Source organism: Ralstonia sp. 25C (assembly GCF_051904805.1).
Lineage (GTDB): Bacteria > Pseudomonadota > Gammaproteobacteria > Burkholderiales > Burkholderiaceae > Ralstonia.
Genome location: NZ_CP196738.1, coordinates 1,950,735 through 1,975,733 on the forward strand (window position 1 = coordinate 1,950,735; position 24,999 = coordinate 1,975,733).

18 protein-coding genes are annotated in these 24,999 nt (G+C 63.9%); 10 read left to right on the top strand and 8 right to left on the bottom strand.

Annotated features, from left to right (window positions below; translation table 11 throughout):
- Positions 1-74 precede the first annotated feature (74 nt).
- Complete coding sequence (locus tag ACS7SF_RS27280) at positions 75-2,837, top strand: DNA translocase FtsK 4TM domain-containing protein (RefSeq protein WP_439893579.1); 2,763 nt, start codon at positions 75-77, stop codon at positions 2,835-2,837.
- A 21-nt stretch (positions 2,838-2,858) separates the two neighbouring features.
- On the opposite strand, the gene ACS7SF_RS27285 is transcribed toward ACS7SF_RS27280, so the two are convergent.
- The 8 genes from ACS7SF_RS27285 to tssJ form a co-directional block, all read right to left on the bottom strand.
- Entirely contained in the window at positions 2,859-3,374 is a 516-nt protein-coding gene (locus tag ACS7SF_RS27285; protein ID WP_439893580.1) for a hypothetical protein, read from the bottom strand.
- A gap of 31 nt (positions 3,375-3,405) precedes the next feature.
- Entirely contained in the window at positions 3,406-4,179 is a 774-nt protein-coding gene (locus ACS7SF_RS27290) for a hypothetical protein (RefSeq protein WP_439893581.1), read from the bottom strand.
- Between the two features lie 127 nt (positions 4,180-4,306).
- A complete protein-coding gene (locus ACS7SF_RS27295) occupies positions 4,307-5,203 on the bottom strand; it encodes a hypothetical protein (protein ID WP_439894495.1) in 897 nt (298 codons plus the stop codon).
- On the bottom strand, positions 5,163-6,578 hold the full coding sequence (locus tag ACS7SF_RS27300; protein WP_439893582.1) for a DUF2515 family protein: 1,416 nt from the start codon (positions 6,576-6,578) through the stop codon (positions 5,163-5,165). Before ACS7SF_RS27300 ends, ACS7SF_RS27295 begins: the two co-directional genes overlap by 41 nt.
- Positions 6,579-6,596: 18 nt before the next feature.
- Positions 6,597-9,320, bottom strand: coding sequence for a type VI secretion system Vgr family protein (locus tag ACS7SF_RS27305; protein WP_439893583.1), 2,724 nt, complete (start codon positions 9,318-9,320; stop codon positions 6,597-6,599).
- A gap of 107 nt (positions 9,321-9,427) precedes the next feature.
- On the bottom strand, positions 9,428-10,219 hold the full coding sequence (gene icmH, locus ACS7SF_RS27310; protein ID WP_439893584.1) for a type IVB secretion system protein IcmH/DotU: 792 nt from the start codon (positions 10,217-10,219) through the stop codon (positions 9,428-9,430).
- A complete protein-coding gene (gene tssK, locus ACS7SF_RS27315) occupies positions 10,216-11,562 on the bottom strand; it encodes a type VI secretion system baseplate subunit TssK (RefSeq protein ID WP_439893585.1) in 1,347 nt (448 codons plus the stop codon). Before tssK ends, icmH begins: the two co-directional genes overlap by 4 nt.
- A gap of 48 nt (positions 11,563-11,610) precedes the next feature.
- A complete protein-coding gene (tssJ, locus tag ACS7SF_RS27320; RefSeq protein WP_426400689.1) occupies positions 11,611-12,216 on the bottom strand; it encodes a type VI secretion system lipoprotein TssJ in 606 nt (201 codons plus the stop codon).
- Between the two features lie 412 nt (positions 12,217-12,628).
- Between tssJ and ACS7SF_RS27325 the strand changes: the two genes are divergently transcribed.
- From ACS7SF_RS27325 to ACS7SF_RS27365, 9 genes are all read left to right on the top strand, one after another.
- The gene (locus ACS7SF_RS27325; RefSeq protein WP_439893586.1) at positions 12,629-13,276 is read left to right on the top strand and encodes a hypothetical protein; all 648 of its coding nucleotides are present in this window, start codon (positions 12,629-12,631) and stop codon (positions 13,274-13,276) included.
- Between the two features lie 35 nt (positions 13,277-13,311).
- Positions 13,312-13,824, top strand: coding sequence for a type VI secretion system contractile sheath small subunit (gene tssB, locus ACS7SF_RS27330; RefSeq protein WP_439893587.1), 513 nt, complete (start codon positions 13,312-13,314; stop codon positions 13,822-13,824).
- Positions 13,817-15,301 carry a type VI secretion system contractile sheath large subunit gene (gene tssC, locus ACS7SF_RS27335; protein ID WP_439893588.1) on the top strand — a complete coding sequence of 495 codons (1,485 nt, stop codon included), beginning with the start codon at positions 13,817-13,819 and terminating at the stop codon, positions 15,299-15,301. The genes tssB and tssC overlap by 8 nt, the downstream gene beginning before the upstream one ends.
- Before the next feature lie 106 nt (positions 15,302-15,407).
- Positions 15,408-15,911 (top strand): Hcp family type VI secretion system effector, encoded by a 504-nt coding sequence (locus ACS7SF_RS27340; RefSeq protein ID WP_426400252.1) that lies wholly within the window; start codon positions 15,408-15,410, stop codon positions 15,909-15,911.
- A gap of 69 nt (positions 15,912-15,980) precedes the next feature.
- Complete coding sequence (gene tssE / locus ACS7SF_RS27345; RefSeq protein WP_439893589.1) at positions 15,981-16,454, top strand: type VI secretion system baseplate subunit TssE; 474 nt, start codon at positions 15,981-15,983, stop codon at positions 16,452-16,454.
- 53 nt (positions 16,455-16,507) lie between these two features.
- Positions 16,508-18,358, top strand: coding sequence for a type VI secretion system baseplate subunit TssF (tssF, locus tag ACS7SF_RS27350; RefSeq protein ID WP_439893590.1), 1,851 nt, complete (start codon positions 16,508-16,510; stop codon positions 18,356-18,358).
- On the top strand, positions 18,322-19,413 hold the full coding sequence (gene tssG / locus ACS7SF_RS27355) for a type VI secretion system baseplate subunit TssG (protein ID WP_439893591.1): 1,092 nt from the start codon (positions 18,322-18,324) through the stop codon (positions 19,411-19,413). Before tssF ends, tssG begins: the two co-directional genes overlap by 37 nt.
- 61 nt (positions 19,414-19,474) lie before the next feature.
- On the top strand, positions 19,475-22,198 hold the full coding sequence (gene tssH / locus ACS7SF_RS27360) for a type VI secretion system ATPase TssH (RefSeq protein ID WP_439893592.1): 2,724 nt from the start codon (positions 19,475-19,477) through the stop codon (positions 22,196-22,198).
- Between the two features lie 11 nt (positions 22,199-22,209).
- On the top strand, positions 22,210-24,993 hold the full coding sequence (locus tag ACS7SF_RS27365) for a type VI secretion system Vgr family protein (RefSeq protein WP_439893593.1): 2,784 nt from the start codon (positions 22,210-22,212) through the stop codon (positions 24,991-24,993).
- Positions 24,994-24,999 lie beyond the last annotated feature (6 nt).

The following is a 24,999-nucleotide window of genomic DNA, read 5'->3' on the forward strand; positions in this document are numbered from 1 at the left end:
CCGATGTCTTTTTCGGTCGGGCGTTTCTCTTTGCGGTGGCGCGCCCCGCTACAATCGCGGGCTGGAATTCGTTGATGGCGCTTGAAATGGGGCTTGGCTGGTTTGGCATTTCTACCGTGTGGCTGTTGCCGCTGGTGTGGCGATACGCAATGCGTGCGCTGGCAGGGGAACGTGGTCTCCTGCAAGGGCGGGGCACCGTCCGGCTTTGGCTGGTGACGCTGGTTGCGCTGTGCGCCAGCAGCACTCTTGAAGCACTGACAGCCGGCGGCGACCCGCAAGACAAGGCGGGCGGCGCGGCGGGGCATGCGTTGTCGACGCTGTTCTCACACGTGCTGGGCTGGACTGGGGCGTTTCTGTTGATGCTCGGCGTGCTCATCTGGGTAGCGCCGATGGTGTTCGGCCGCACGTGGCAGCAAGTGCTCAAGCGCAAACCCGCTGCAGAAGACGCCTCGCCCGATGAACCGTCGCTCCAGCAAAGCGAGCCGGCGGAAGAGGGCCTGAAACCCACAGCACTCGGCTTGGGTGGCGCGGGCGAAGCACGTTGGACTGGCTGGACCGGCAACACGGGCCCAGCGCAGCCGACGACCCGCCATCGCGGTATCGAAGCCGTGTCCGCACGCCGCCAACCGGCTTGGCAGCCGCCGCCGCGCACGCGCCCATCGCCGCCGCAGCCCGGCGAAATCTGGCCGTTGATCGATGCGCAGAAAGCGGCGCCTGCAGAGCCGCCTCCCAGCGCCAAGGCAACCCCTGCACCCGCTCCCGCAGCGGCTCCGGAAGCTGCGCAGGTGCGCCCCAAACCACGCGCCACGATCGTCAGTAGCCCGTTCCATCAACCGCAGTTGGGGCTGCGCGAGCGTACGCCTTCGACACCGGTAGTGCAGCCGGCAGGAGCAGCGCCCGTGCCCGAGGCGGTCGACCTGCCCATCGCGGAGCCCGCGCAGGCTGAGATGGTTGACGCCGCCGCTCCCGACGTTGCCACGGCGGCCCCTGTCGTCGATCTGGAAGCCGTCCGCCAGGAGGCCGAAGCTTTGCTGGCGGAACTGCGCAGCCTGATGGTGCCTGCCGCATCGGTATCCGAGCCCGTGCCAGAGCCAGACAACGAGCCCGTGATCGAAGCGGTTGTGCCCGCATTCAATGCGCCCTCAGTGGAGGCTGAAGAAGCACCGGCAGACGAGGCCGCACCCGCGCCTGAGCCGAGCGAAGCCGCGCTGGAAGCGGCTCCAGCGGCCAAACCGCGTATCGTCTTGCCCGCCGTGGTGGGCGCAGTTGTCTCCCGCGCTGCGCCGCCGGTGCCAAGCGTCACCACACCCGCGCCGGCTCCCGCTCCCGCCCCAGCGGTGCCGCGTTATGTGGACTACCGCCTGCCCAGCCCCGCGCTGCTGACGGCTGCATCGACCAGCGCAGAAGCCGTCTCCGCCGAACACCTGGACGAAACCAGCAACCTGATCGCCCAGCGCTTGGCCGAGTTCAAGGTGCCTGTGACGGTGGTGGGTGCTTCCGCAGGCCCCGTCATCACCCGCTTTGAGGTGGACCCCGCCGTGGGCGTACGCGGCGCACAGGTGGTCGGCTTGGTGAAGGATCTGGCCCGTGCGCTGGGCGTGACGTCCATCCGCGTGGTCGAGACCATCCCCGGTAAAACGTGCATGGGCCTGGAACTGCCCAACGCCAAGCGCGAAATGATCCGCTTGTCGGAGGTGGTGAACGCGGCAGATTTCCAATCGCATGCCTCGCATTTGGTGCTTGCCATGGGCAAGGACATCACCGGCAACCCGGTGGTGACGGATCTTGCGCGCGCGCCACATCTGCTGGTGGCCGGCACGACGGGGTCGGGCAAGTCGGTGGCCGTCAACGCGATGATCTTGTCGATGCTGTACAAGGCCACGCCCGACGACGTGCGCATGATCATGATCGACCCGAAGATGCTGGAGCTCTCGGTGTACGAGGGCATTCCGCATCTGCTCGCGCCGGTGGTGACCGACATGAAACAGGCCGCGCACGCGCTGAACTGGTGCGTCGGGGAGATGGAAAAGCGCTATCGCCTGATGTCCACTTTGGGCGTGCGCAATCTGGCCAGCTACAACCAGAAGATCCGCGCGGCAGAACAGGCGGGCCGCAAGGTGCCGAACCCGTTCTCGCTGACGCCAGACGCACCGGAGCCGCTCTCCACGCTGCCGCTGATTGTCGTCGTCATCGACGAGCTGGCTGATCTGATGATGGTCGCCGGCAAGAAGATCGAAGAGCTGATCGCACGCCTGGCGCAGAAAGCGCGCGCAGCCGGCATCCACTTGATTCTGGCGACGCAGCGGCCATCGGTGGACGTCATCACCGGTCTGATCAAGGCGAACATTCCGACGCGGGTGGCGTTCCAGGTGTCGTCCAAGATCGACTCGCGCACGATTCTCGACCAGATGGGCGCGGAATCGCTGTTGGGGCAGGGCGACATGCTGTTCCTGCCGCCAGGTACGGGGTATCCGCAGCGCGTGCACGGCGCGTTCGTTGCCGATGAAGAAGTGCACCGTGTGGTGGAACACTGGAAGCAGTTTGGCGAACCGGAATACGACGAAGCCATCCTCGCCGGTGATCCGGCTGAGGCAGCTGCTGGCAGCGATTTGTTCGGTGGCGAGGGTGGTGACGCAGAAGCCGACCCGCTTTACGACGAAGCCGCCGCGTTTGTGCTCAACACGCGGCGAGCGTCGATCTCGTCCGTGCAGCGGCAATTGCGCATTGGCTATAACCGTGCGGCCCGGTTGATTGAGCAGATGGAAGCGGCAGGGCTGGTTTCGCCGATGGGGCGCAATGGGCAGCGTGAGGTGCTGGCGCCCGGTGGTGGCGAGTAAGAGGCGTTCGCCTGGCGGGTGTCACGCCGATGGCGCGACATACTCGATATACAGCACCCACTCGTCGGCCCGTACGGGGACAGCAATGGCGCGCTTAGTCGATCGTGTCGTCATCGAACTGATGTTGTAGGCCACGCCGCCCTCAGTGGCGGTGCGCCGCAATGCGGCTTTCTCGGGTTCCGTAAGCCATGTACGCACAAACGCCTCCGGAACCGGACCTGGGTTGACATAGCGAGGCTTCCCCGCAAAGCGTGCGCTTTCCGAAGGGGGCAACTTGATCGCAACGATCAACGCCACATAGTCGGTGGGCCCCGGTACGCCCATGCCGGAATTGTTTTCGGGTAGCGTGGCAAGCTCGAAGCGCACGGATTGAGGTGGCGCTTCAAGACGAACATACTGCCGCAGGGCTGTGGGATCGCGGTTGACCTGCGTGTCGGCTTGGCCGCATCCGGCAAGTACAGCGCCCATGCAGAACACGGCTAGGCACTGCCGTAGGCTGCTGCGACAAGCGGCGACAGTCCAGGTGATTGCGTTCATGACGGAGTGACGAGGGGGCATTGCTGTTGGTCTAAGCGTCTGCGTACGTCTCGGACGTCAGCTTGGCTTCCAGCATGTGCGCGATCTCGGTGACAGCGGATGTGAAGACGCCCTCGTGCCGAGCGTGATAGCCGAACGGCAGCTCGTAGTAGGCAATGCTTCCATACGCGCGGGGAGTATCGCCGAACCGAAACGCGAGGCCGAACCCGCCGGAGCCCTTTGCGGGATGGACCACGGAACACGTCACTTCCGTAACAGCGCGATGCCGGAAGCGAAAGATGTCGTTGCCGCATCGGAACCCGACCCATGCCAGATCGTGCGAGCGGAAGACCACGAGGGCACCCTCCGGGGAAAGCCCCGAACCCTCTAGCGCTTCGGCCACCTCGCTTGTCGACACCATGGGGAGGGCGGCGTCGGAATCATCGTGCTCGACCTCCACACTGACGTGCCTGGTAACCATGTCTTTCAGCAAGTCGTAGACGAGTCGTGTCGCGTCTTGGCGTGCGTCGTCCGCGCCATAGAGCACCAACGACCGGAAACGTGCGAGGCCACCAATGCGCTCAGGCAACTGGGCGATGGGCTGCGTGGTCTCTGCAGCTGAGGGAAGCGCTTCTCCACGCGCCTTGTTCCAGCGCTCAGCGATCCCACCCAACCAGTACACCAGTGCTGTCTGCGGAATCAGCACCGCAACCATGACGGCGACCATGACACCAAGGCCCGCGAGGAAGCCGTGCTGCGGCCCGACGAGCGTTGCAGCCTTCGCGCCTGCGTACACGGGCAGGGCCAGGTAGAGAAGCCAGAACACCAATCACCTGCTTAGTTGGCCGACGATGAAGTCGATGACGTGGTTCGGCCGATTAGGCGATATGCAGCTCGGGCGATATGCCCAAGGGAGCGAAGTCGTTCGACTTTGCTTCTGCCGTGGTTCCCACTTACTTTGAAGCGCTTTGGCTAACAACTGCATCACCACGCTTGATAGCGTTCTCGATCAGGCGCTTGTTCAGCGCTGCGCGTTTCTTCTTGTCCGCTTCGTGCTCAGCAGTGCTGTTCCAGCCCTTGGCATCGCCTTCTTTGAGCTGCTGGGCGAGATTTTCCGCGTCGCGCTTGAGCGCCACGTCCAATAGCTCGAAGTTAAGGCGAACGTCATAGCTCAATCCCGCGGAACCGTCATCTCCCTTGACGCTCAACTCCGCCAGCACGCCATCACCGACCCAGCGCCAGATCGGGCCTTGTTGCACTACCGCAGGCCAATCGTTCGCCGGAATCCGGTATGCCGGGTCGATCGTTCGTGGGAAACGTCCAAATTGACCATTCTCATTGAGCAAACTGGAACGCCCCGTGAGCAACACATCCCATTCGGGGTTGTAGTAGCGCTGCCATTTACCACGCTGGAACTGTGCAATCGTCTGCTCTACCAACGCTTGTGCCTCGGCGTTGGTTTTGATGGCCTTATCGTTGAGCAGTAGCGATACCGATTGAACTCGACGATCCGGGAATCTCTTCTCGTCAGCACGCATGGCCAGCGAGAAGATTGGTTGCCAGCGAATCTCAAAGCCTTCGCGCGTGTAGTGCGCAACGACAGCATCCGGCACAGGCGAGACGCTATAGCTGATATAGCCATCGATATTGTCGGTCGCAAATGTTGGAACACCTGAAGCACGTGCCGTGTCCGCGATGTTCTTCCCAAGGTCGAATCGTATTTCCGTCATTCCCTCACCCGCACTCTTGCTACAGCCCAGCACGCCACCCGCGATGGGCAGCACGGCAAGCATCATGAAACGCCGCCGGTTAAGCATGCAGCCACCCTCTGATTTTTTGAAGTTCGCCATCCATATATGACCGTCTGTTCTTCATCAAGTCGTTGAATTTGTCTGCGAGTTCCTTGACATAGGCCATTCGGTCGGTCGGGTTCGGCAAGCTCCTCTTCCGCCCAGTCACATAGTCCCAAGGCCCCTTGGGCTTGTCGAAGGTTGCCTGCAACGCAGGGTCGTCGTTTTTTGGCGAGGCACTGAAGTACAGCGTGTATGTCGGTGACAGTGACCCCAACGACGCACGACTGAACAGATGGTTGATATCCATCGTCCTAATCAGCTTAGGGTCTTCGTAGATCAGCGGTTGCAGTACGTTGATCTGCTCCTGCTTTGCAATGATGTTGACCTCTTCTTGCTGACTGCTGACTTTGCCTGCTTGGTCCAAGGCGTACTCGTCGATAAAAAGCGAGTATGTCTGTCTCACTTCCTTGGTCACCTTAAACCGGGCCACCGCCTGCAATTTTCCGATGGCCCCAGTGTCGCCCGCTATCCGGCTCAGTTCCTTGCGCTCCTCCTCCATGACGTAGAAGGCCTCATTGAAGCTTCCCCAATACTCAGAGCCTGGCACTCGGTAGCCCTTGTCGTAGCTCTTCACGTTCGCTTTCACGTAACGGTGCGCTTGGCCGGCGTTGGCTTGAAACTGCCCATAGCCACCGTCCATTCCGCCCCACACTGGGGCTGTCTGGAAGTAGCTACGTGCCTGTGCATACACCGGGTCACCCGCGATGCGTCCCTGTAGCCGTCCCATCCAGTTAGCGCCATAAGGCAGCTCTTTGACGGCGTCTCTAGACTGTTGCTGGAACGTACTGGCGTCGCGTTTTTCCACGTGGCTGCGCAATCGGTCGGCATTGAGGCTGCCATCCTGGTTGAGGCCGTACTCCAACACAAACCAGAGCCAAGGGTAGATGTCCATGAAAAGCCACAGGTTGCCCTTGGCCAGTGCCGCATACACCCGTAGCGAATGTTCGTAGGGCGATGCGTCGGTGAACAAGTCGGATACCGTCTGCGATAGGCCTGAGGTGCGCGCCATGTTACGCCAGCCACCATTGAGGACGTCCACCCGCGAATAGCGATAGGCCTCCACGATGTCCTTGACCACAAAAGCGGCCAGAGCCGGCCAGAGCATCTGCAGCTTGCCACGCGACTTCTCGGCGCTGGTGAAGTACAGATCAGCATAGCGCGCTGCGATACGCTTGGCCCGGCGTTCCGGATCGGTAATCAGGTGCCAGCACTTGTTGTCACCTTGCTCGCTCAGCGCGACAAGAGCCTCTTCCTGCGCGTAGGACCACAGATATTTGGCATCGACGTTCTGCGTGTGCTGAGAGCCTTGTCGCGGATTCGTCCGGCACTGGCCAAGGACTTCAATGTCGTAGCCGTCGTCGTCATGCGGCATCGTGTAAACCTTCTTCTCTTATCGGTCGAACTTAAAACGGGCGTAGCGCAGGGCATGCTCAAGTGGCTGCTCTGTCGGCGTCTGGATCCGCTCCGTTTCACCACCCTGCGGGGCATCGCCGCGCAAGGTCTGCTCAGGCTGCGCCTGGTTGCGCACGCGGAAACGGAGCCGGCCTTCGACGACCTTCTGATCAGCGTCCTTGAATAGCACCTGCTCATCGAATTTCTGGAACAGCGAATGTTCCGCCGGCTCGGGCATCAGAGTGCCGAAGGGGAGGGATGGCAACTCCGCCGCCTGCCCCCCTGGCCCAATCATCGGATGCCCAGCCCCCTTCACCGACAGCAGCCCCGACGTCTCAAACGTCACCGCATTCCCCTCCAGCCGGATCATCGAATCCCCACCATGCAGCACGATGTTTTGCTGCGCGAGGATCTCAACCGAATTGGCCGATGAGGTCACGGTCACCGCCTTATCCGCCAGCACAGCCAGCGCATCGGTATGCGCCTGAATAGAGACCGGCCCACCTTCGGCAATCACGCGAACGCCATTGCGCTGCGCAAACAGGCTCACACCCTTGGCGGCCGCAGCGGCGATAACGTTGCCGGCGGCAAGGTGCCAGTCCGCCTGTGCCGTGCCATGCAGATGCCGACCGGCATAGACCGTGGTAGTGGCCCGCGAGGCGAGGGCAATGCTGGAGGGGGATTCCGCCACCAGCAGCGGCTGGCCAAACTTGTCGACCGGTTGCTTGGTGTCTTGCCCGTTGACGTTGCTGGGGTAGTGGCCGTCTTGCGCTGGGTCCAGCGCCTTGTCGATGGGCTCGAATGCTTCGTTGGCGGCCAGCGGCAGGGCTTGTTGGCTGGCGGCCGCGTCGGACAAGCGTTGCGCCGTCTTCTGCGCGGCGGTGAGCTGGCCGCGCGCTTCATGTGTATCGAGCAGGGTGCCGCCAGCTTGCGCCCGCGCGGTGGTGGACAGCAGCAGGCCAGCGCCCGCGCGCACCACGGCCCACGCGTCGGTGCGCAGCTCAGCGCCGGTGCCGCGCCATTCGCCACGATCGCCGCCGGTGGCGCCGTGCGAGGTCACATAGCCGAGGTTGAGTTGGCTGTTGGCAGTGGAGCTGGCCACGCGCATGCGCAGCTGACCGGGGTGATCGTCGACCACCCACTGGTTGTAGCCGCCACCGCCGAGGCCCTGCGAGTGCCAGCCGGACAGCGCCTGCCCAAGCGGCGCATCCGCCGCCGGCCAGGGCAGGGCGTCTTGCGTGTTGTGCAACTGCATGGCGACCAGCGGCCGGTCGATGTCGCCGTCGATGAAGGTGAGCAGCACCTGCGTGCCGGCACGCGGCAGGTGGTTGCCACCCCAATTCGGCCCAGCGCTGGCGGTGGCCACGCGCACCCAGGCGGTGACTTGCGTGCGGTCACTGCTGGATGGGTCGGAGAAGGCGTTCGTCTCGGGCGCGCGCAGCCACGGGAAGCGGATGCGCACGCGGTGGTCGCGGTCGGTCGTGAGCGGGGCACCGTCATCGGCAATCACTACGGCAGCCTGGCCCTCAGGCGCAGTCGGGCGGCGTCGATATGCCGGCACGATGGGCGCTTCAGCCGGCACGGCGACGAAACGATTGCGGTAGCTGCCCGATTCGATTTCGGTGGTGGAGAGCAGTCGCGCGATGTCTGCGCCCAGGTTGTTGGCGGCTTCGTGCTCGACCTGCAGCGTGACGAACTCGCTGTGTTTGCTGTCGAAATGCTGCGTGAGCGTAAAGCGCTGGCCGGCGCCGAGCTGTCGCACGCTGCCTTGACCCTCGTAGCGCAGGTAGGCGCCCTCATGCGCTTGCATGCGCAGTTGCGCGGCGCGGCTGGCGCCTTGTGCATCCGCAAACTGGTAGGGGCCGGAGGCTTCAAAGCGTTCCAGCGTCGGCAGCTCTCCGCCGGGGTCGCTGGCGCTGGCTTGGGCTGCGGTGGCAGCCAGGGCTTTGTAGTCCCATGACGCGACCGTCACGGCATTGGTGCCGACGCTGTGCGCGTGCGAGAGCCGTTCGATGGCGTCTTCGCTCTCCGTGGCGTCCACGCGGTGGAAGCGGATCTCGGACTGCGGGCAAGTTGGCCGCTGCGCGTCATTGTCGAAAATGACGACCGTGTGCCGGGACTGCGCGTTGCTCTGCTGTTCGTCGCTCTGGTCATGTTCGATGCGGAACGACAGGCCTTCTTCGGCCAGCAGGCGCATCACGAAGGCATAGTCGCTTTCGCGGTACTGGCAGCAGATCGAGCGCTTGGCGCACAGCTGCGTGGCGTCAATCTTGTAGTGCGCGGTGGGGTATTCCGCAAACACCTCTTCGATGATCTCGAGCGCAGTCTTGTTCTGGTAGACGAAGCAATCGCTGCGAGTGCGCAGGCGGTCGAACCACGGCACCACACGCAGGCGATAGCGCGCCAGACCGCCATCGCCGCCCAGTGATGCGCAATCGGCCACGTAGCCGTGCCATGCGCGGCGTTTACCGTCGGCTTGCTGCAAGCGCAGCGTCACCTCTTGCGCGGCCAGCTTGGCCGTATCCAAGTGTGCTGATGGGCTCAGGCAATCGATGTGCAGCACGAACGAGGCCGATACTGCCTCGGTGGCGGTGAAGCGCTCGACGACAAGGTTGTCAGAGGCGAGGGCCGTTTCCAGCGTGATCTGGCGGGTCTGCTGCCCGAGCAACGCGCCCAGGACGGCTTGCGGCACGGCGGCCGGCAGGTTGAACAAAGGCTTCATCGGAACAGCATCGCGCAGGGTTCGGGTTGCGGGGCAGCGGTAGGCGGGGTGTGCGGCATGCGGCCATCAAAGCCGCTGCCGCAATGCATGCGCTTAAGTTGGCGAAATCAAGGCAGCGAAATCGTCAGGTGCGAAAAACGCGGCCCGAGCTTGATGACCTGCGAATAGCCTTCCAGCGTTTCATTGGTCTTGGTGCGCAGCGTGTGCGACAGGCCAATGTAGGCCAGCAGGCCGATCAGCGCGAACACGGCGCCGAAGATCCACAGCGGCGTTTCGCGCTTGAGCGTGTGGGCGACCTTGTCGGGCAACGGCCACTGCGGCGCAAAGGCGGCGCGCTTGCCCTTGATGGCGGAAATCTCGTCGCCCAGACGCGCGGTGAGGTACGCAAGCTTCTCTGGCCCTTCCAGGATGTACTTGCCGCGAAAACCCAGCAGCAGGCACATGTGGAACACCTCCAGCGCCTGCAGGCGCGGCGCACCGTGCGCGCGCAACTCTTCCAGCTTGACGAAGAAGGTCTCACCGGCGAGTTGCTCACCGAACAGCTCGAGCTGCAGCGGGCGGCGCTCCCACGCGGTGCGGATAGCGAAGCTGGACGACAGGATGGTCTCGTCCACCGCGGCGCAGAAGGCGTACTTGGCGTCGAAGACGTCTTCGGCCGACACGTTCAGGCGCTTGGCGCCACGGTCGAAATCTTCCAGAAACGCACGCACGCGCGAGAGAAAATCCTCCGCGCTGGCCGGCTGCTGGCCATTGCGCAACTGGAACAGCATGAAGAAACCGTCGTACAGCAAATCCAGCAGCGTGCGCGCGTGCGTGCTCGACTCGCGCGCATCGGCTGCGGCATTGCCCGGTACGGGTGCCGAACCGCCAAACAGGGAAGGGGTGGTGGTAGCGCTCATGAAGTCACCGCGATGAGTTCAAGTTTGAGTTCCCGGATGCCGGCCGGGGCATAGATGGTGAGGGTCTGCGCCTGCAGCATGCGTTCGTACAGCATGCCGCGCGCTTCCACTGCGAAGTAGCACGCGCCCGGGCGCACCGGAATGGCCGGCGGCACCTGCGGGGTGTAGGTGAGTGGCACCCCAGGCATGGACGACAGCACGAGCTTTTCCACGTCATCCGGCGCACCGACCTTGAAGCGCGCGGGAATGGCTTCCACCAGTTCCGCCGCAGGCATGTCCGCAGACACTGACAGATAGAAGCTGGTGTCTTCGTCGATCTTGCCGGAGTCGATGCGGCCCAGGTGGAACGACGGGCGCGTTTCTTCCAGCGCAATCGCAAAGTAGCGTGTGGAGATGACGGTATCGAGCAGTTCGCGCACGATGGTGTCGAGCTTGGCAAACACCGGGCCCGGGTTGTCGTGGTCGTAGGCGGGCAGGTCGGCCAGGGTGTAGCTCTTGGTAAACGTCATCAGCGCGCCGGCCAGGCGCAGCATCTCTTGGAACAGGCGCTCGGGGTGCAGATCCGGGTGGTGATACAGGTGCGACAGCGCTGCAAACGCCGCGTTGGCCGTATGCAGCAGCCAGAACGAGGCAATATCGCCGGAGCGGAATTCGATGATGTTCTTGGTCGGCTCGCGGTGGAAGCCATACAGCGCATTCACCTTGGCTTGCAGCGCGTCGAGCAACCGGCGCAGGCGCTGATACAGCACGGCCGACGCGTTGATCGACAGGCTCGGCGCGACAAAGCTTTCGTCCAGCTCAAAGCCGCCGGTGCCGGTGCGGCGCACTCGCACAACGGGCAGCGAGATGAACTGGTCGCGCGGCTCCGTCTCGGCCACCAGCTTGACCGACTTCTTCAGATACGTAATCGCAGCGGGTTCGGCTTCGGTATACAGGTCGGCCGTTTCTTCTTCCGTGCCGACAAAGCGCGACACGGTGGCGCCTTCCAGCGGCTCGCGGTAGTTGCCGCCGTTGTCTTGCAGCGGATACAGCGCGATGTGGAACGTCAGCTCCGAGGTGCCGGCCGGAACGGCATCGAGCACCAATGGCGGCGGAAGCGTATCGGCCTGCGGGGCGAAATACAGCTCGCCATCAGGAAAGAACAGCGACAGCTCGATCACGCGCAGCACGCCGCTGGCCAACGCGTCGGTATCAAAGCGCGCATGGCGCACGCCCCAACCGTAGGGCTGAATGGCCTGCGCCGTCGCGTGCAGGCGGGACTCGTGGTACGCGTCCTGACGCTGGAAGTGCTGCGGGCGCAGGAACAACCCCTCGCCCCAAAGAATCTTTGCGGAATAGCTCACGTTGACCTTCTCGTCTCGTCTTTAGTGCTGGTGCATCAGTGCGCGGGCTCAGCTACCGCAGGGTGCGGCCGACAGCAGGTTGAGGTCGGTCAGCGGCGTGCTGCCGGCAGGCGTCGTCGGCGTACCGCTGGCCAGCGTCATGGCGCAGGCGTGCAGCCCGATCACGATGCCGGACTTCTCGTTCTTCTCCGTGTTGAAGGCGAACTTCCAGCGCTGGGCAGCGGGGCTGCGGAACAGCGCCACCACGCCAAGCGTCGTCGCCTCGCGCGAGACCTTCTCTGTAAAGTCGTAACGCTGTCCGGGAATCAGCGTCATCTCGCGCACCTGCACGAGATCAGCGCCCAAGGTCTGCTTCTCGCGCGCCGGGTCGATGAAGGTGTCGTACGGCGCCTGCAGGAAGCTGGTCGGGTCCTTCAACGAATACAGGCGGACCACCACCGCAACCGGGCGCCGATCATTCGCGGCGTTCAGGTTGTTGCCGGCCGTCAGCTTGAGCGGCACCTCGCGTGGCGGCTTTTGCGAGTCGGGCACGTTCGACGATTTCAGCCCGATCGCTTCCAGCGCACCGTTGGCCGCGCCGGCCAGCACGCTGGCGCCCGTCGAGCAGGCCCCCAGGGCCACCACGCTGGCACCCGCCAGCATCAGCTTGAACATCGTCGCGACCCGGCGCCGCGGGAGGCGGTCGCAGCCCGGCTGCCTCCATGCCGTGTCGAATTTCATCGTCTTCATGCCTGATTTCTGGATTATTTAATTCTCTTGATTTGACCCGTGCCGCCGCCCGTCAAACCGGGCGAATGCGGCTAATGTTTCGATTTCTTAATAAACGGAATTGGCTCGAATGTTTCGGTTTCTTAATAATCGTGGTTCGCGGTCAAACCTTGCTGTAAGCGGTTGAATCCAAAGGATGTTTCTGTTTCGTAATAATCCGTTTTTGGTTGTCAACGGCGACGAGCGGAGTGTACTATTTCGCGCCAGTCGAGACCAACATTTAACTCGCCAATTCCGGCGAATTTGATTGGATGCTTGGATTTCGACACACCGCTTTGAAACCTTGAAGAGTCTCGCCGTGGCCAAATCCCTGCCTATTTCCCGCGTTCTCCGTTCCCTCATCGTGCTCGCTGGTGCCGCCGCCCTGATCACGGGTTGCGCGACCTCCAATCCAGGCCCGCAGACCGACGAGGCATTCAAACAAAGCATGTCGGAGGCGGAAACCGCCGCCAAGGGTGGCCAGCAAGACAAGGCCATCGACCTGTATCAACAGATCGCCAAGCAGAACCCGACGCGCGATGAGCCGTGGGTTCGCATCGCTCAGCTGCAGTTCGCCGCAGACAAATATCCGCAAGCCATCCTGGCGGCGGAAGAGGCGCTGCAACGTGACAACGCTGACCGCCAAGCCAAGAGCATCCTGGCCGTGAGCGGCCTGCGCGTGGCGCGCCGCTCGCTGCAAGAACTGCGTGCCGACAGCGCGCTGGCTGGCGACGTCAAGACCGACGCGCAGGTGCTGGCCCGCATGCTGCGCGACACGCTGGGCGAACAAGTCCTGTTCCCGGCTGAGCAGAAGACCCAGCCGCCGCGCCGCCGCGTCGTGCGCCGTCCGGGTCCTGCTGCTGCGCCGGCCGCCGAGGCTGCTAACCATGGTGCTTCCACCGCTGCCCCGGCCGCAGCTGCGGGCGCCAGCAGCGGCAGCGCCGACCCGTTCAGCTCGCTGCGCTAAGCCCTGCGCCAATTTCAAGCCTGTGGAGGAAAGTCATGGCTAAAAAAGAAAGTGTGCAGAAGCGTCTGCAGAAGGTGCGCCCGCCGCGCGTGCAACTCACGTATGACGTCGAGATCGGCGATGCGATCGAGCAGAAGGAACTGCCGTTCGTCGTGGGCGTGGTGGCGGATCTCTCGGGGCAATCCGAAGTGGAGCAACCGAAGCTGCGCGACCGCAAGTTCGTCAACATCGACCGCGACAACTTCGACGATGTGATGAAGGGCGTGGAGCCGCGCGCGGCATTCCAAGTGCCCAACACGCTGACGGAAGAGGGTGGCCGCTTTGGCGTCAACCTGAAGTTCCGCTCGATTGAAGACTTCAGCCCGGAAGCCGTGGTTGAGCAGGTTGAGCCGCTGCGCAAGCTGCTGGAAGCCCGCTCCAAGCTGGCCGACCTGCGCAACAAGATGGCCGGTAACGACAAGTTGGAAGACCTGCTGGCGGAAGTGCTGAAGAACACCGAAAACGCGAAGAAGCTCGGCGCCAAGAACACCGGAGGCGAAGATGCTTGAGAACCAATCCTCCGCACAAGGCGCCGCGGTTGCCGAAGAACTGAGCCTGCTCGACAGCATCGTCGAGCAAAGCCGCGTTGCCAAATCCGACTCCGAGCGTGCACGCGCCAAGGACATCATTGGCGAGCTGGCCAGCCAGGTGCTCAACGGCACCGTGGTGGTGTCCGACAATCTGTCGGCCACGCTGGATGCGCGTGTCGCCGAGCTGGACCGCTTGATCTCGCAGCAGTTGAGCGCGGTCATGCACGCGCCGGAATTCCAGAAGCTGGAATCCACTTGGCGTGGCTTGAACTATCTGGTCAAGGAAACGAACACCGGCCAGACGATCAAGATCAAGGCGCTCAACGCCACCAAGCGCGACCTGGTGAAGGACTTCAAGACGGCCATCGAGTTTGATCAGAGCGCGCTGTTCAAGAAGGTCTACGAAGAAGAATTCGGCACGTTCGGTGGTGCACCGTTCGGCGCGCTGATCGGCGACTACGAAGTCACGCGCCAGCCCGAAGACATGTACTTCATCGAGCAGATGGCGCACGTGGCGGCTGCCGCGCATGCTCCGTTCATCGCGTCGTCGTCGCCTGAGCTGCTGGGTCTGGAATCGTTTGCCGATCTGGGCAAGCCGCGTGACCTGGCCAAGGTGTTCGACACGGTCGAATACGCCAAGTGGAAGTCGTTCCGCGATTCGGAAGACTCGCGCTACGTTGGCCTGACCATGCCGCGCTTCCTGGGTCGTCTGCCGTACAACCCGAAGGACGGCACCGTGGTCGAGAGCTTCAACTTTGTTGAAGACGTCGACGGCACCGATCACAGCAAATACCTGTGGTGCAACGCTGCCTGGGCCTTTGGCGCCCGCCTGACGGCCGCGTTTGACGACTTCGGCTGGTGCGCAGCCATCCGTGGCGTGGAAGGTGGTGGCTTGGTGGAAGACCTGCCGACGCACACCTTCAAGACCGATGATGGCGAGATCGCACTCAAGTGCCCGACCGAAATCGCCATTACCGACCGCCGCGAGAAGGAGCTGAGCGACCTCGGCTTCATCCCGCTCGTGCACTGCAAGAACTCCGACTACGCCGCGTTCTTCGCAGCGCAATCGGTGCAGAAGGCTAAGAAGTACGACACCGACAGCGCGAATGCGAACTCGGTCCTGTCTGCGCAGCTGCAATACATCTTCTCGGTATCGCGCGTGGCGCACTACCTGAAGGCGATGATGCGCGACAAGATCGGCAGCTTTGCTTCGGCCAAGAACGTGGAAACGTTCCTGAACCGCTGGATCTCGCAATACGTGCTGCTGGACGACAACGCGACGCAAGAGCAGAAGGCGCAATTCCCGCTGCGCGAAGCGTCGATTGAAGTCAAGGAGGTACCTGGCAAGCCGGGCACCTACCGCTCGGTGGCGTTCCTGCGGCCGCACTTCCAGTTGGATGAACTTTCGATCTCGCTGCGCCTCGTGGCGGATCTGCCAAAGCCAGCCAACTCGTAATTCCTGACCGGACTCTCCCCGGGGGGGAATGTTCGGGCATAACACCCCCGTTACGCTCGTTACCCGTAGCAGTACCAACAACCAATCTATCGAAGAGGGTCTCTGTATGAAGGATATCTACGTCAAGTTCGACAGCCCGGCAATCAAGGGCGAGTCGCAAGACAAGGATCACAAGGACTGGATCGAAATCAACAGCTGGTCGCAGGCTATCAGCCAACCGCGTTCGGCCACGGCTTCGACCGCCGGCGGCCACACGGCTGAGCGTTGCGAGCACCGCGACATGGTCTTCTCGAAGGACCTGGACGTTGTCAGCCCGCTGCTGTATCAGCACGCTTCGGGCGGCACGACCTTCGGTGAAGTCACCATCGAATTCTTCCGCGCGGACGGCGAAGGCAACCGCGTGAAGTACCTCGAAGTCAAGCTGAAGAACGCCATCCTGAGCGAAGTGGATTCGCAAGTGGTTGCCCAAGGCATCCCGACCGACACGTTCAGCCTGCGCTACGCCGCTGTGCAGTGGAAGTACACGCAGCAGAAGGGCGCTGGCGGCCAGGGCGGTAACTCGCAAGGCGCCTGGAGCCTCACCAAGAACGACAAGACCTACTCGGTCTAACCGTTTGGTGTTGTTCTGATAACAAGAGCCGCAGCCACCGTGCTGCGGCATCTTGTTTTATAGCTGCATATGAAAGGCTTCGAACCCAGCCTGCTTGACAAGCTCTTCGACGACGAGCCCCACGCGCCCATGCCTACGGCATTGCGCCAGCTCTCGCTGGAAGAACTCAAGAGCAACGTGGCACGCGACATTGAATCCTTGCTCAACACGCGCATCGTGTTTGAGGAGGAAGACCTGCACGGCTTGCCGGAATGCAAGCGGTCGTTGCTCACCTACGGCCTGAACGATTTTGCCGGCCTGAGCCTGGCCAGTTTCTACGACCGCAACTACATCTGCCAGTCGCTCACCAAGGCGATCGAGCGGCACGAGCCGCGTCTGCAGCATGTGAATGTGTCGCTGGAGATCAATGAACGCGCCACCAATGCACTGTGCTTTGGGATCAGCGCCGTGCTGCTGGTCGGCCCTGCGCGGGAGCCGGTGACGTTCGACGCGACGCTGCAACCGTCAACGCTGCGCTACTCCGTCGCGCGCGGACGCGGCTGAGGCCGCCGCCGGAGAACCGCGCGGCAATATCAATCACCGGATCGCCACGAAGCATGGAAGAGCTGCTGCCTTATTACGAACGAGAACTGGCCTTCCTGCGCCGGTACTCGCGCGACTTTGCCGAGCGGTATCCGAAGGTGGCCGGCCGCCTCGCGATGTCGGGCGACGGTTGCGACGATCCGCACGTCGAGCGGATGATCGAGTCGTTTGCCTTCCTGACGGCACGCGTCAACAAGAAGCTCGACGACGACTACCCCGAATTTACCGAAGCGCTGCTGGAGGTGCTGTACCCGCACTACCTGCGGCCGTTTCCATCGTGCTCAGTGGCGCATTTCGATGTGCGTGGCGTGGCCGCGCAGTTGAGCGCCCCCGTCACCATTGCGCGCGGCACCTTCCTCACCACACGCGTGGTGCGCAAGGTGGAATGCCGCTTCCGCACCGCATACGACGTCACCTTCGCGCCGGTGCGCGTGGTCGGCGCGACCTTCGAGCGCGCTGTCTCGGCCCCCACTGCCGTGCAATTGCCCAAGGGGGCGACGGGCGCCATCGCCATCACGCTGGAATACCTGGGCGAGCGCGGCGGTTTTGAATCGCTCGCGCTGGACAAGCTGCGCGTCTACATGGACGGCGAACCGTCGTTCGTGGCGGCCCTGGGCGATGCGCTGTTCCTGCACACCGCAGCGGCCTACATGGAGGCCGAGCGCAGCGGCGTATGGAAGCGCCTGTCGGGTGTGCCGCTGCACGAAGTCGGCTTTGCCGAGAACGAAGCGCTCATCGATTGTCCCGCGCGTTCGCATCCGGCCTATCGGTTGCTGACCGAACACTTCAGCTTTGCCGAGAAGTTCAACTTCTTCGACATCGACCTCGCCGCCGTGCGCCGTGGCATGACGCCGGGTGTGCCGGTGCGCCGGCTGACGCTGCACTTGGTGCTCAAGGAACTGCGCAGCGATTCGCACGCTGCACGCCTGCTGGAAAACCTGCAAGCCGAGCACCTGCGTCTGCACTGCACGCCGGTAGTCAACCTGTTCCAGCAGAAGGCGGATCCGATCCGCATTGAACACACGGCCAGCGCCTACCCGGTGGTGGCCGACAGCCGGCGCGCGCACGGCTTTGACATCTACTCCATCGACAACGTGCAACTGGTGCGCGAAACCGCCGCGCACGAAAAGGTGACGGAGTTCCGCCCGTTCTACTCGCTGCATCACGGCGAGGAGCCCGGCCGTGCCGGCCACTACTGGCTGGCCCGCCGCAACGAGCTGATCGCGCAGCGCAGCCCGGGGTTCGAGACGGAAATCTCCATCGTCGATACGCAGTTCGACCCCGCGAGCCCGCAGACCGACACGCTGAGCCTGACCGTCACCTGCACGAACCGCGATTTGCCATCCACCCTGGCGTTTGGCCAGCCGGATGGCGATCTGTCGATGGAAGGCAGCTCCATTGCCCGCAACATCATCTTCTTGCGCAAGCCGACGCCTTCCATGCGGTTTGGCGGCGGGCGCGCGGCGCAGTGGCGGTTGATCTCGCTGCTGGCGCTGAACCATTTGTCGCTGGTGCAGAACGGCTTGCCGACCTTGAAAGAGATGCTGCGCTTGCACGACTTGCCGCGCAACGCGATCTCCGCACGGCAGATCGAAGGCATTGTCGGGTTGGACTACCAGCCGGCAACGCAGTGGCTGGCGGGCAAGCCGTTCGCCACCTTCGTGCGCGGCCTGGAAGTGCGCCTCACGTTGGATGAAGACGCCTTTGTCGGCACCGGCCTGCACCGGTTCATCCGCGTGCTGGACCACTTCTTCGGCCTGTACGTCCACATGAACAGCTTTGTGCAGTTGATTGCGGTGTCACGCCGCAGTGGCAAGGAATTGGTCAAATGCGCACCTCGCAGCGGCGAATCGATCCTGGTGTGATCCGGCGGCTGCTCAAGCAGCCGTACCGGTACCAGTTCTTCCAGGCCGTTCGGCTGCTGGAACAGCTCTTTGCGCGCGAAGGCAGCATGGCGCCCGAGCAGGCGCTGGCCACGCGCGTGAGTTTTCGCAACACGCTGTCGCTGTCGTTTCCGCCCAGCGAGCTGCAGGGCATCGAGGCAAACGGCGTCACCGCCGAGATGCTCGAAACCGACGCCGCGTTTATCGCTGCGCTGGAGGAGGGCGCGCTCGACACACTGGCCATCACGCCTACGTTCTTCGGCATGCTGGGTGGGCAGGGTGCCTTGCCGCTGCGCTATACCGAGATCGTCGCCGAGCGCGAATCCGTCTGGCGCGACCGCGCCGCGCGGGCGTTCTTCGACATCTTCTCGAACCGCGCTACGGCGCTGTTCTACCTGGCGTGGAAGAAGTACCGCCTGCCGTTTCAGTACGAAGTCGACAGCAACAAGCATTACCTGCCGCTGCTGCTGTCGCTGGCGGGTGCCGCAGACAAATCGCTGCGCGCGGATCTGTCCACCACGCCCGGCCCCATCCTTGATGAAGCGCTGGCCGGCTATGCCACGGCGATCCGGCACCGCCCGGTGTCTGCGGCGTATCTGCAGCGCGTGCTGTCGGACTACTTTCAAGCGCCGGTGCGCGTGGAGCAGTTTGTAGGCGGGTGGTATCGCGTGCCGGCATCGCAATACACGCGGCTGGGCGGCACCAGCAACGTGCTCGGCGCCACCGCGCTGGCGGGTGCCCGCGTGTGGCAACGCGACTTGCGCGTGCGCCTGTGGATGGGGCCGCTCAAGCGCGAGCAATACCGCAACTTTCTGCCCGGCGCGGCAGGCTCGCTTGCGCTGCGCAAGATGCTGACCATCCTGTGCGGCACCACGCTGGAGTTCGAGATCAAGCTGATCCTGCGCCAGCAAGACGTGACCGGCAGCACGCTGGACAACAGCAACGATGGGCGCCTGGGCTGGGACACCTTCCTCTGTTCCCGCCCCGCGCAGCAAGACCGCAGCGACGCGGAATACACGCTCGCACCGCTGCATTGAACACCCACATCTTCATCGACGTTTCTCGACTTTTTCATCGAATCTTCGGAGCGCAGCTGCCATGGCCATCCCACTCAAAACCCTGATCGCCAAGCTGAACGCAACCAGCCGGCAAGCCGCCGAGCGCGCGGCTTCCATCTGCATGGCGCGCGGCAATTACGAGGTGGATCTCGAACACCTGTTCCTGGCGCTGCTGGAAAACCGCCGCAGCGACTTTGCGGTGGCCGCCCGCGCCAGCGGCATCGACCTGGCCGCGCTGCAGCGTGACCTGGAAGCCGAGATCGGCCGCTTCCAGACCGGCAACACGCGCACGCCGGCGTTCTCGCCGTATCTGCCGAAGCTGTTCGAGCACGGCTGGTTGATCGCTTCGCTCGATTCGCAAATCACGCGCATCCGCTCCGGGCATCTGCTGCTGGCATTGCTGACCGAGCCGAGCCTGTCTGCCTTGGCGCAACGCGGTTCGCGCCTCTTCGCGCAGATTGACGCCGATCGTCTCAAGCACGATTTCGATCGCCTGACTTCGGGTTCGGACGAGCAAGAGCAGGCCGTGGATATTGCCGACGACAGCGCTGAGGCATCTCAAAGCGAAGGTGGCAAGCCCGCTGCCGCACTGACGGCGACACCAGCGCTGGATCAGTTCACCGTCGACCTGACGCAATCCGCCCGTGATGGCCGCATTGACCCGGTCATCGGCCGCGATGCCGAGATCCGCCAGGTGATCGACATCCTGATGCGCCGTCGCCAGAACAACCCGATCCTGACCGGCGAGGCTGGCGTGGGCAAGACCGCCGTGGTCGAAGGCTTGGCGCTGCGCGTGGCCGCCAACGACGTGCCGCCGCCGCTGCAAGGCGTGACGCTGCGCACGCTGGACATGGGCCTTCTGCAAGCCGGCGCCAGCGTGAAGGGCGAATTCGAAAACCGCCTGAAGAACGTGATCGACGAGGTGAAGAAGAGCCCCAAGCCGATCATCCTGTTCATCGATGAGGCGCACACCATCATCGGTGCGGGCGGCCAGGCAGGCCAGAACGATGCGGCCAACCTGCTCAAGCCTGCGCTCGCACGCGGTGAGCTGCGCACGATTGCCGCCACCACGTGGAGCGAATACAAGAAGTACTTTGAGAAAGACGCCGCGCTGGCCCGCCGCTTCCAGGTCGTGAAGGTGGAAGAGCCGAGCGAGCCGCTGGCAGCCTCCATGCTGCGCGGCATGGCCGGGCTGATGGAGCGCCACTTTGGCGTGCGCGTGCTGGACGAGGCGATTACCGAGGCGGTGCGACTGTCGCATCGCTATATCAGCGGCCGCCAACTGCCGGACAAGGCCGTCAGCGTGCTGGACACGGCGTGCGCCAAGGTGGCCCTCGGCCAGAGCGCCACACCCGGCGCCATTGAAGACGATCAGAAAACGCTGGAACGCCTGCAAGGCGAGATCGACGCGCTGGAGCGCGAACAAAGCGCCGGCGCCGAGCACGATGCGCGCCTGAAAGCGCTGAACGAGCAACGCACCGAACTCGAACAGCGCGTCGCGCAAAACACGGAACGCCTGGCCAAGGAGCGTGAGCTTGTCACTCGCATTCAGGCGCTGCGCGAAGCCCGCGAAAGCGGCGACACGCAAGCCAGCGAAGACAACGCGCTGCCCGTGGCCGCCAACAGCGATGTCGTGTCCATCTCCAAGCGCAAGCGCGGCGCAGGCGCGGCGGATGAGCAGGACGAACTGGCCAAGCTGATCGCCGAGCTGCGCGCCCTGCAAGGCGAATCGCCCATGGTGCCGCTGCAGGTGGATGGCCATGTGGTGTCGGAAATCGTGTCCGCATGGACGGGCATTCCCCTGGGCCGCATGGTCAAGGACGAACTGCGCACGGTGCTGAACCTCAAGCCGCTGCTCACCGCCCGTGTGATCGGCCAGGACCATGCGCTGGATGCGATCGCGCAGCGCGTGCGCACCGCCACCGCCAATCTGGAAGACCCGAACAAGCCGCGCGGCGTGTTCATGTTTGCCGGCCCCTCGGGCGTGGGCAAGACGGAAACCGCGCTGGCGCTGGCCGACATCCTCTACGGTGGCGAACGCAAGCTCATCACCATCAACATGAGCGAGTACCAAGAAGCGCATAGCGTGTCGGGCCTGAAGGGCTCGCCGCCGGGCTATGTCGGCTACGGCGAGGGCGGCGTGCTGACCGAAGCCGTGCGCCGCAACCCGTACAGCGTGGTGCTGCTGGACGAAGTGGAGAAGGCCCACCCCGACGTGCTGGAGATGTTCTTCCAGGTGTTCGACAAGGGCGAGATGGACGACGCCGAAGGCCGCCCGATCGACTTCCGCAACACCATCATCATCCTCACGTCGAACGTGGGCTCGTCGAACATCATGCAGGCGTGTCTGAACAAGGCCGCAGAAGAATTGCCAGATGCCGATGCGCTGGCGGAATTGCTGCGCCCCACGCTCTACAAGGCGTTCAAGCCGGCATTCCTGGGCCGCATGAAGGTGGTGCCGTACTACCCGATTTCCGACGATGTGCTGGCCGAGATCATCACGCTCAAGCTGGGCCGCATCCGCGACCGCGTGGCCGTCAACCACAAGGCGACGTTCCAGTGGGACAACGCGCTCATTGAATCGGTGCTCGCACGCTGCACCGAAGTCGACGCCGGCGCCCGCGCGGTCGACCACATCCTCAACGGCACGCTGTTGCCGCAGATTGCCGAATCGGTGCTCACACGCATGGCCGAAGGCGGCAGCATTGAGAAGATCAAGGTGAGCGTGGGCAAAGACGGCGACTTCAAGTACCGCATTCAATAAGCGAGCACACCATGGTCTCTTTGACCGAACTGGCCAACCTGCTGCGCGCGGCCTTCACCCAGGCTGACCGCCTGCTGCGGCTGGAAACCCCGCTGGGGCCCAACGCGCTGCTGCCCGAGCAACTCGATGCCGCCGAGCACATCGACGCGGGCGGCTTCCGCCTGGAACTCACGGCGCTGTCCGACAACGCCGACATCGACGCGGCCAAGCTGCTCGGGCAACCCGTGCGGCTGGATTTGCTGACGCAGCAGAGCCGCAGCACGCTGCGCCCGTTCCACGGGCACGTCACGCGGTTTGAGCAGATTGGCGCCAACGGCGGGCTGGTGCGCTACCGGCTCGTCATCGAGCCGTGGCTGGCCTTCCTACGCCATCGGCAAGACAGCTTCCTGTTTCAGGACATGTCGGTCATTGAGGTGATCGACAGCCTGTTTGGCGACTACCAGGGGCAAGGTCGCCTCGTGCCCGCATGGCGCTGGGCCTTGCGCGACAGTTCGGTCTACACGCGCCGCAGCGTCATCACGCAATACGAAGAAAGCGATTTCGATTTCGTCACGCGCCTGCTGGCAGAAGAAGGGCTGTTCTACTTCTTCGAGCACGAAGCCAAGGACGGCGAAGCGCTGGGCGTGCATCGCATGGTCATCGCCGATGCCAACGACGTGTTTGTCGACAATGCACAGGCGAGCATCCGCTTTGGCCGCGCCGATGCCACCGCCACCGAAGACGTGATCGACCGCTGGCAAGGCGCCCGCCGCTGGCAGACCAACGCCGTATCGATCGCCAGTTGGGACTACCGCGCCAACGCCAAGCGCAAGGCGCAAGTGGGTGCCCAGAGCGGCGCGCAACAGCAAGGCAACGACGGCCCGCAGCTCACGCTGCAAGACACCGACTACCCCGGCCAGTACTGGTTTGAAGACAACAACCAGGCGCAGCGCGTGGCCCGGCTGATGATGGAAGCGCTGGAGCTGCGCGACAAGCAGTTCGACGGCGAAGGCAGCGTGCGCACATTGGCTACCGGCACGCGCTTCCAACTGCAAGACCACTTCGACCACGACGACGGCGAACAGCGTTTTGCCGTGCTGGCCGTCACGCACCAGGCGCGCAACAACTTCAACGACCGCTTTGGCCAGGTGCTGACGGAAGCGCTCGGCACGCTCGGTTCGCTTGGCGGCAGCGACGTACTGGCCGCCGGCAGCAACCAAGCCGACGGTGACGATGCGCCGTTCTACCGCAACCACTTCACCGTGGTGCGCGACAACGTGCCCGTGCGCCCGCAGCAGAGCGATGCCCAGGGCCGCGCGCTGCACCCGCGCCCGACCGTCAACGGCAGCCAGACGGCATTGGTCGTCGGTGCGGAAGGGCCCGTGCATACCGACCGCGACCACCGCATCAAGGTGCAATTCCATTGGCAGCGTGGGGCACGCTCGGCCAGCCGCCAATCGCATCCGGCGGGTGACGACAACGCCCGCGCCCGCGCCGGCCTGGGCGCATGGGTGCGCGTGACCGCCCCCGTGGCCGGCCCAAACTGGGGCGGCGTGGCACTGCCGCGCGTCGGTCAGGAAGTGCTGGTGGAATTCCTGCAAGGCGACATCGACCGGCCCGTCGTGGTGGGCGCCGCCTACAACGGCCGCGGCCAGACCGATGCGCAGTACAACCAGAACCAGGCAGGCGCTGCTGGCGCCACCGGCAACGCTCCCGCCTGGTTTGCCGGTGACGCCAAGAGCCAAGGCGCATACGCCCACAACGCGGTGCTGTCCGGCATCAAGACGCAGGCACTGGCCGGCAGCCAAACGGGCTCGTCGGGCTACAACCAGCTCGTCTTTGATGACACCGAAGGCCAGGGCCGCACGCAGCTCAGCACCACACAGGCCGCCACCGGCCTCGTGCTCGGCCATCACAAGGAACAGATCGACAGCGCGCGCCAGGCCGACCTCGGCCACGGCGCCGCACTCGCCACCGACGACAGCGGCAGCGTGCGCGCCGGCGCCGGCCTGCTGCTCACCGCGCACAGCGCCGGCACCAGCGCCTCGCTGCAAGACAGCGAAGCCGCCGCCAGCCAGATCGAAGCGATGAGCGACCTTGCCGAATCACTGGCCGATGCGGCAAAGAAGCAGAAAGCCGGCTTGCCCGACGAACCCGCTGCGAAGGAGCTGCCCGCGCTCAAGCAATTGCGCCACACCACCGAGGTGCTGCGCCACACGGAAAGCGCAGGCGAGGGCGCCGAGGCGGTTGCCTACAGCGAACCGCATCTGCAGGTGTCCGCACCCAAAGGTGTGCTGGCGACAACGCCAGCCGATGCCGTGCTGGTGGCAGGCACGCAAGTCACCTTGACCGCGAAGCAGGATACGAACGTTGCGGCGGGTGGCAACCTCTCCGTCGCCGTGGCCAACGGGCTGAGCCTGTACGCACACGGCAAGGCCGTCGGGCAAACCAGCGACGCCCCCCCAGGTATCGCCATGCATGCGGCCACCGGCAAGGTCGGCCTGTCCAGCCTCAAGGGCGAGAGCCACCTGGTGGCCGAGAAAGCCGTGACCGTGGCATCCACGCAGGGCAACGTCACCGCTGAGGCGAAACAGCATGTAATCGTCAATGCGGCCGGCGCGCAGATCAAGGTGACGAACGGCACGATTGAGCTGCATGCGCCGGGGATGGTGACGTTTAAGGGGGCGAACCATACGATGGTCGGGCCGGGTGGGGCTGCGGTGGATAACAAGCTGGCGAGCGGCAACTTGAAGGGATGTGCACCATCCGTAGAAAGCGCTGCACGGGAGCAGGGCGCACTTGTGCCACTAGGTTGACCGCAT

Bases quoted from the DNA above. Each gene is read 5' to 3' on its own strand.
- tssJ (WP_426400689.1), bottom strand. From the start codon at position 12,216: ATGTTCAAGCTGATGCTGGCGGGTGCCAGCGTGGTGGCCCTGGGGGCC.
- ACS7SF_RS27300 (WP_439893582.1), bottom strand. From the start codon at position 6,578: ATGCCGCATGACGACGACGGCTACGACATTGAAGTCCTTGGCCAGTGC.
- ACS7SF_RS27285 (WP_439893580.1), bottom strand. From the start codon at position 3,374: ATGAACGCAATCACCTGGACTGTCGCCGCTTGTCGCAGCAGCCTACGG.
- tssH (WP_439893592.1), top strand. From the start codon at position 19,475: ATGGCCATCCCACTCAAAACCCTGATCGCCAAGCTGAACGCAACCAGC.
- ACS7SF_RS27365 (WP_439893593.1), top strand. From the start codon at position 22,210: ATGGTCTCTTTGACCGAACTGGCCAACCTGCTGCGCGCGGCCTTCACC.
- ACS7SF_RS27340 (WP_426400252.1), top strand. From the start codon at position 15,408: ATGAAGGATATCTACGTCAAGTTCGACAGCCCGGCAATCAAGGGCGAG.
- ACS7SF_RS27305 (WP_439893583.1), bottom strand. From the start codon at position 9,320: ATGAAGCCTTTGTTCAACCTGCCGGCCGCCGTGCCGCAAGCCGTCCTG.
- icmH (WP_439893584.1), bottom strand. From the start codon at position 10,219: ATGAGCGCTACCACCACCCCTTCCCTGTTTGGCGGTTCGGCACCCGTA.
- tssC (WP_439893588.1), top strand. From the start codon at position 13,817: ATGCTTGAGAACCAATCCTCCGCACAAGGCGCCGCGGTTGCCGAAGAA.
- tssG (WP_439893591.1), top strand. From the start codon at position 18,322: ATGCGCACCTCGCAGCGGCGAATCGATCCTGGTGTGATCCGGCGGCTG.
- tssB (WP_439893587.1), top strand. From the start codon at position 13,312: ATGGCTAAAAAAGAAAGTGTGCAGAAGCGTCTGCAGAAGGTGCGCCCG.
- tssE (WP_439893589.1), top strand. From the start codon at position 15,981: ATGAAAGGCTTCGAACCCAGCCTGCTTGACAAGCTCTTCGACGACGAG.
- tssF (WP_439893590.1), top strand. From the start codon at position 16,508: ATGGAAGAGCTGCTGCCTTATTACGAACGAGAACTGGCCTTCCTGCGC.
- ACS7SF_RS27295 (WP_439894495.1), bottom strand. From the start codon at position 5,203: ATGGCGAACTTCAAAAAATCAGAGGGTGGCTGCATGCTTAACCGGCGG.
- ACS7SF_RS27280 (WP_439893579.1), top strand. From the start codon at position 75: ATGGCGCTTGAAATGGGGCTTGGCTGGTTTGGCATTTCTACCGTGTGG.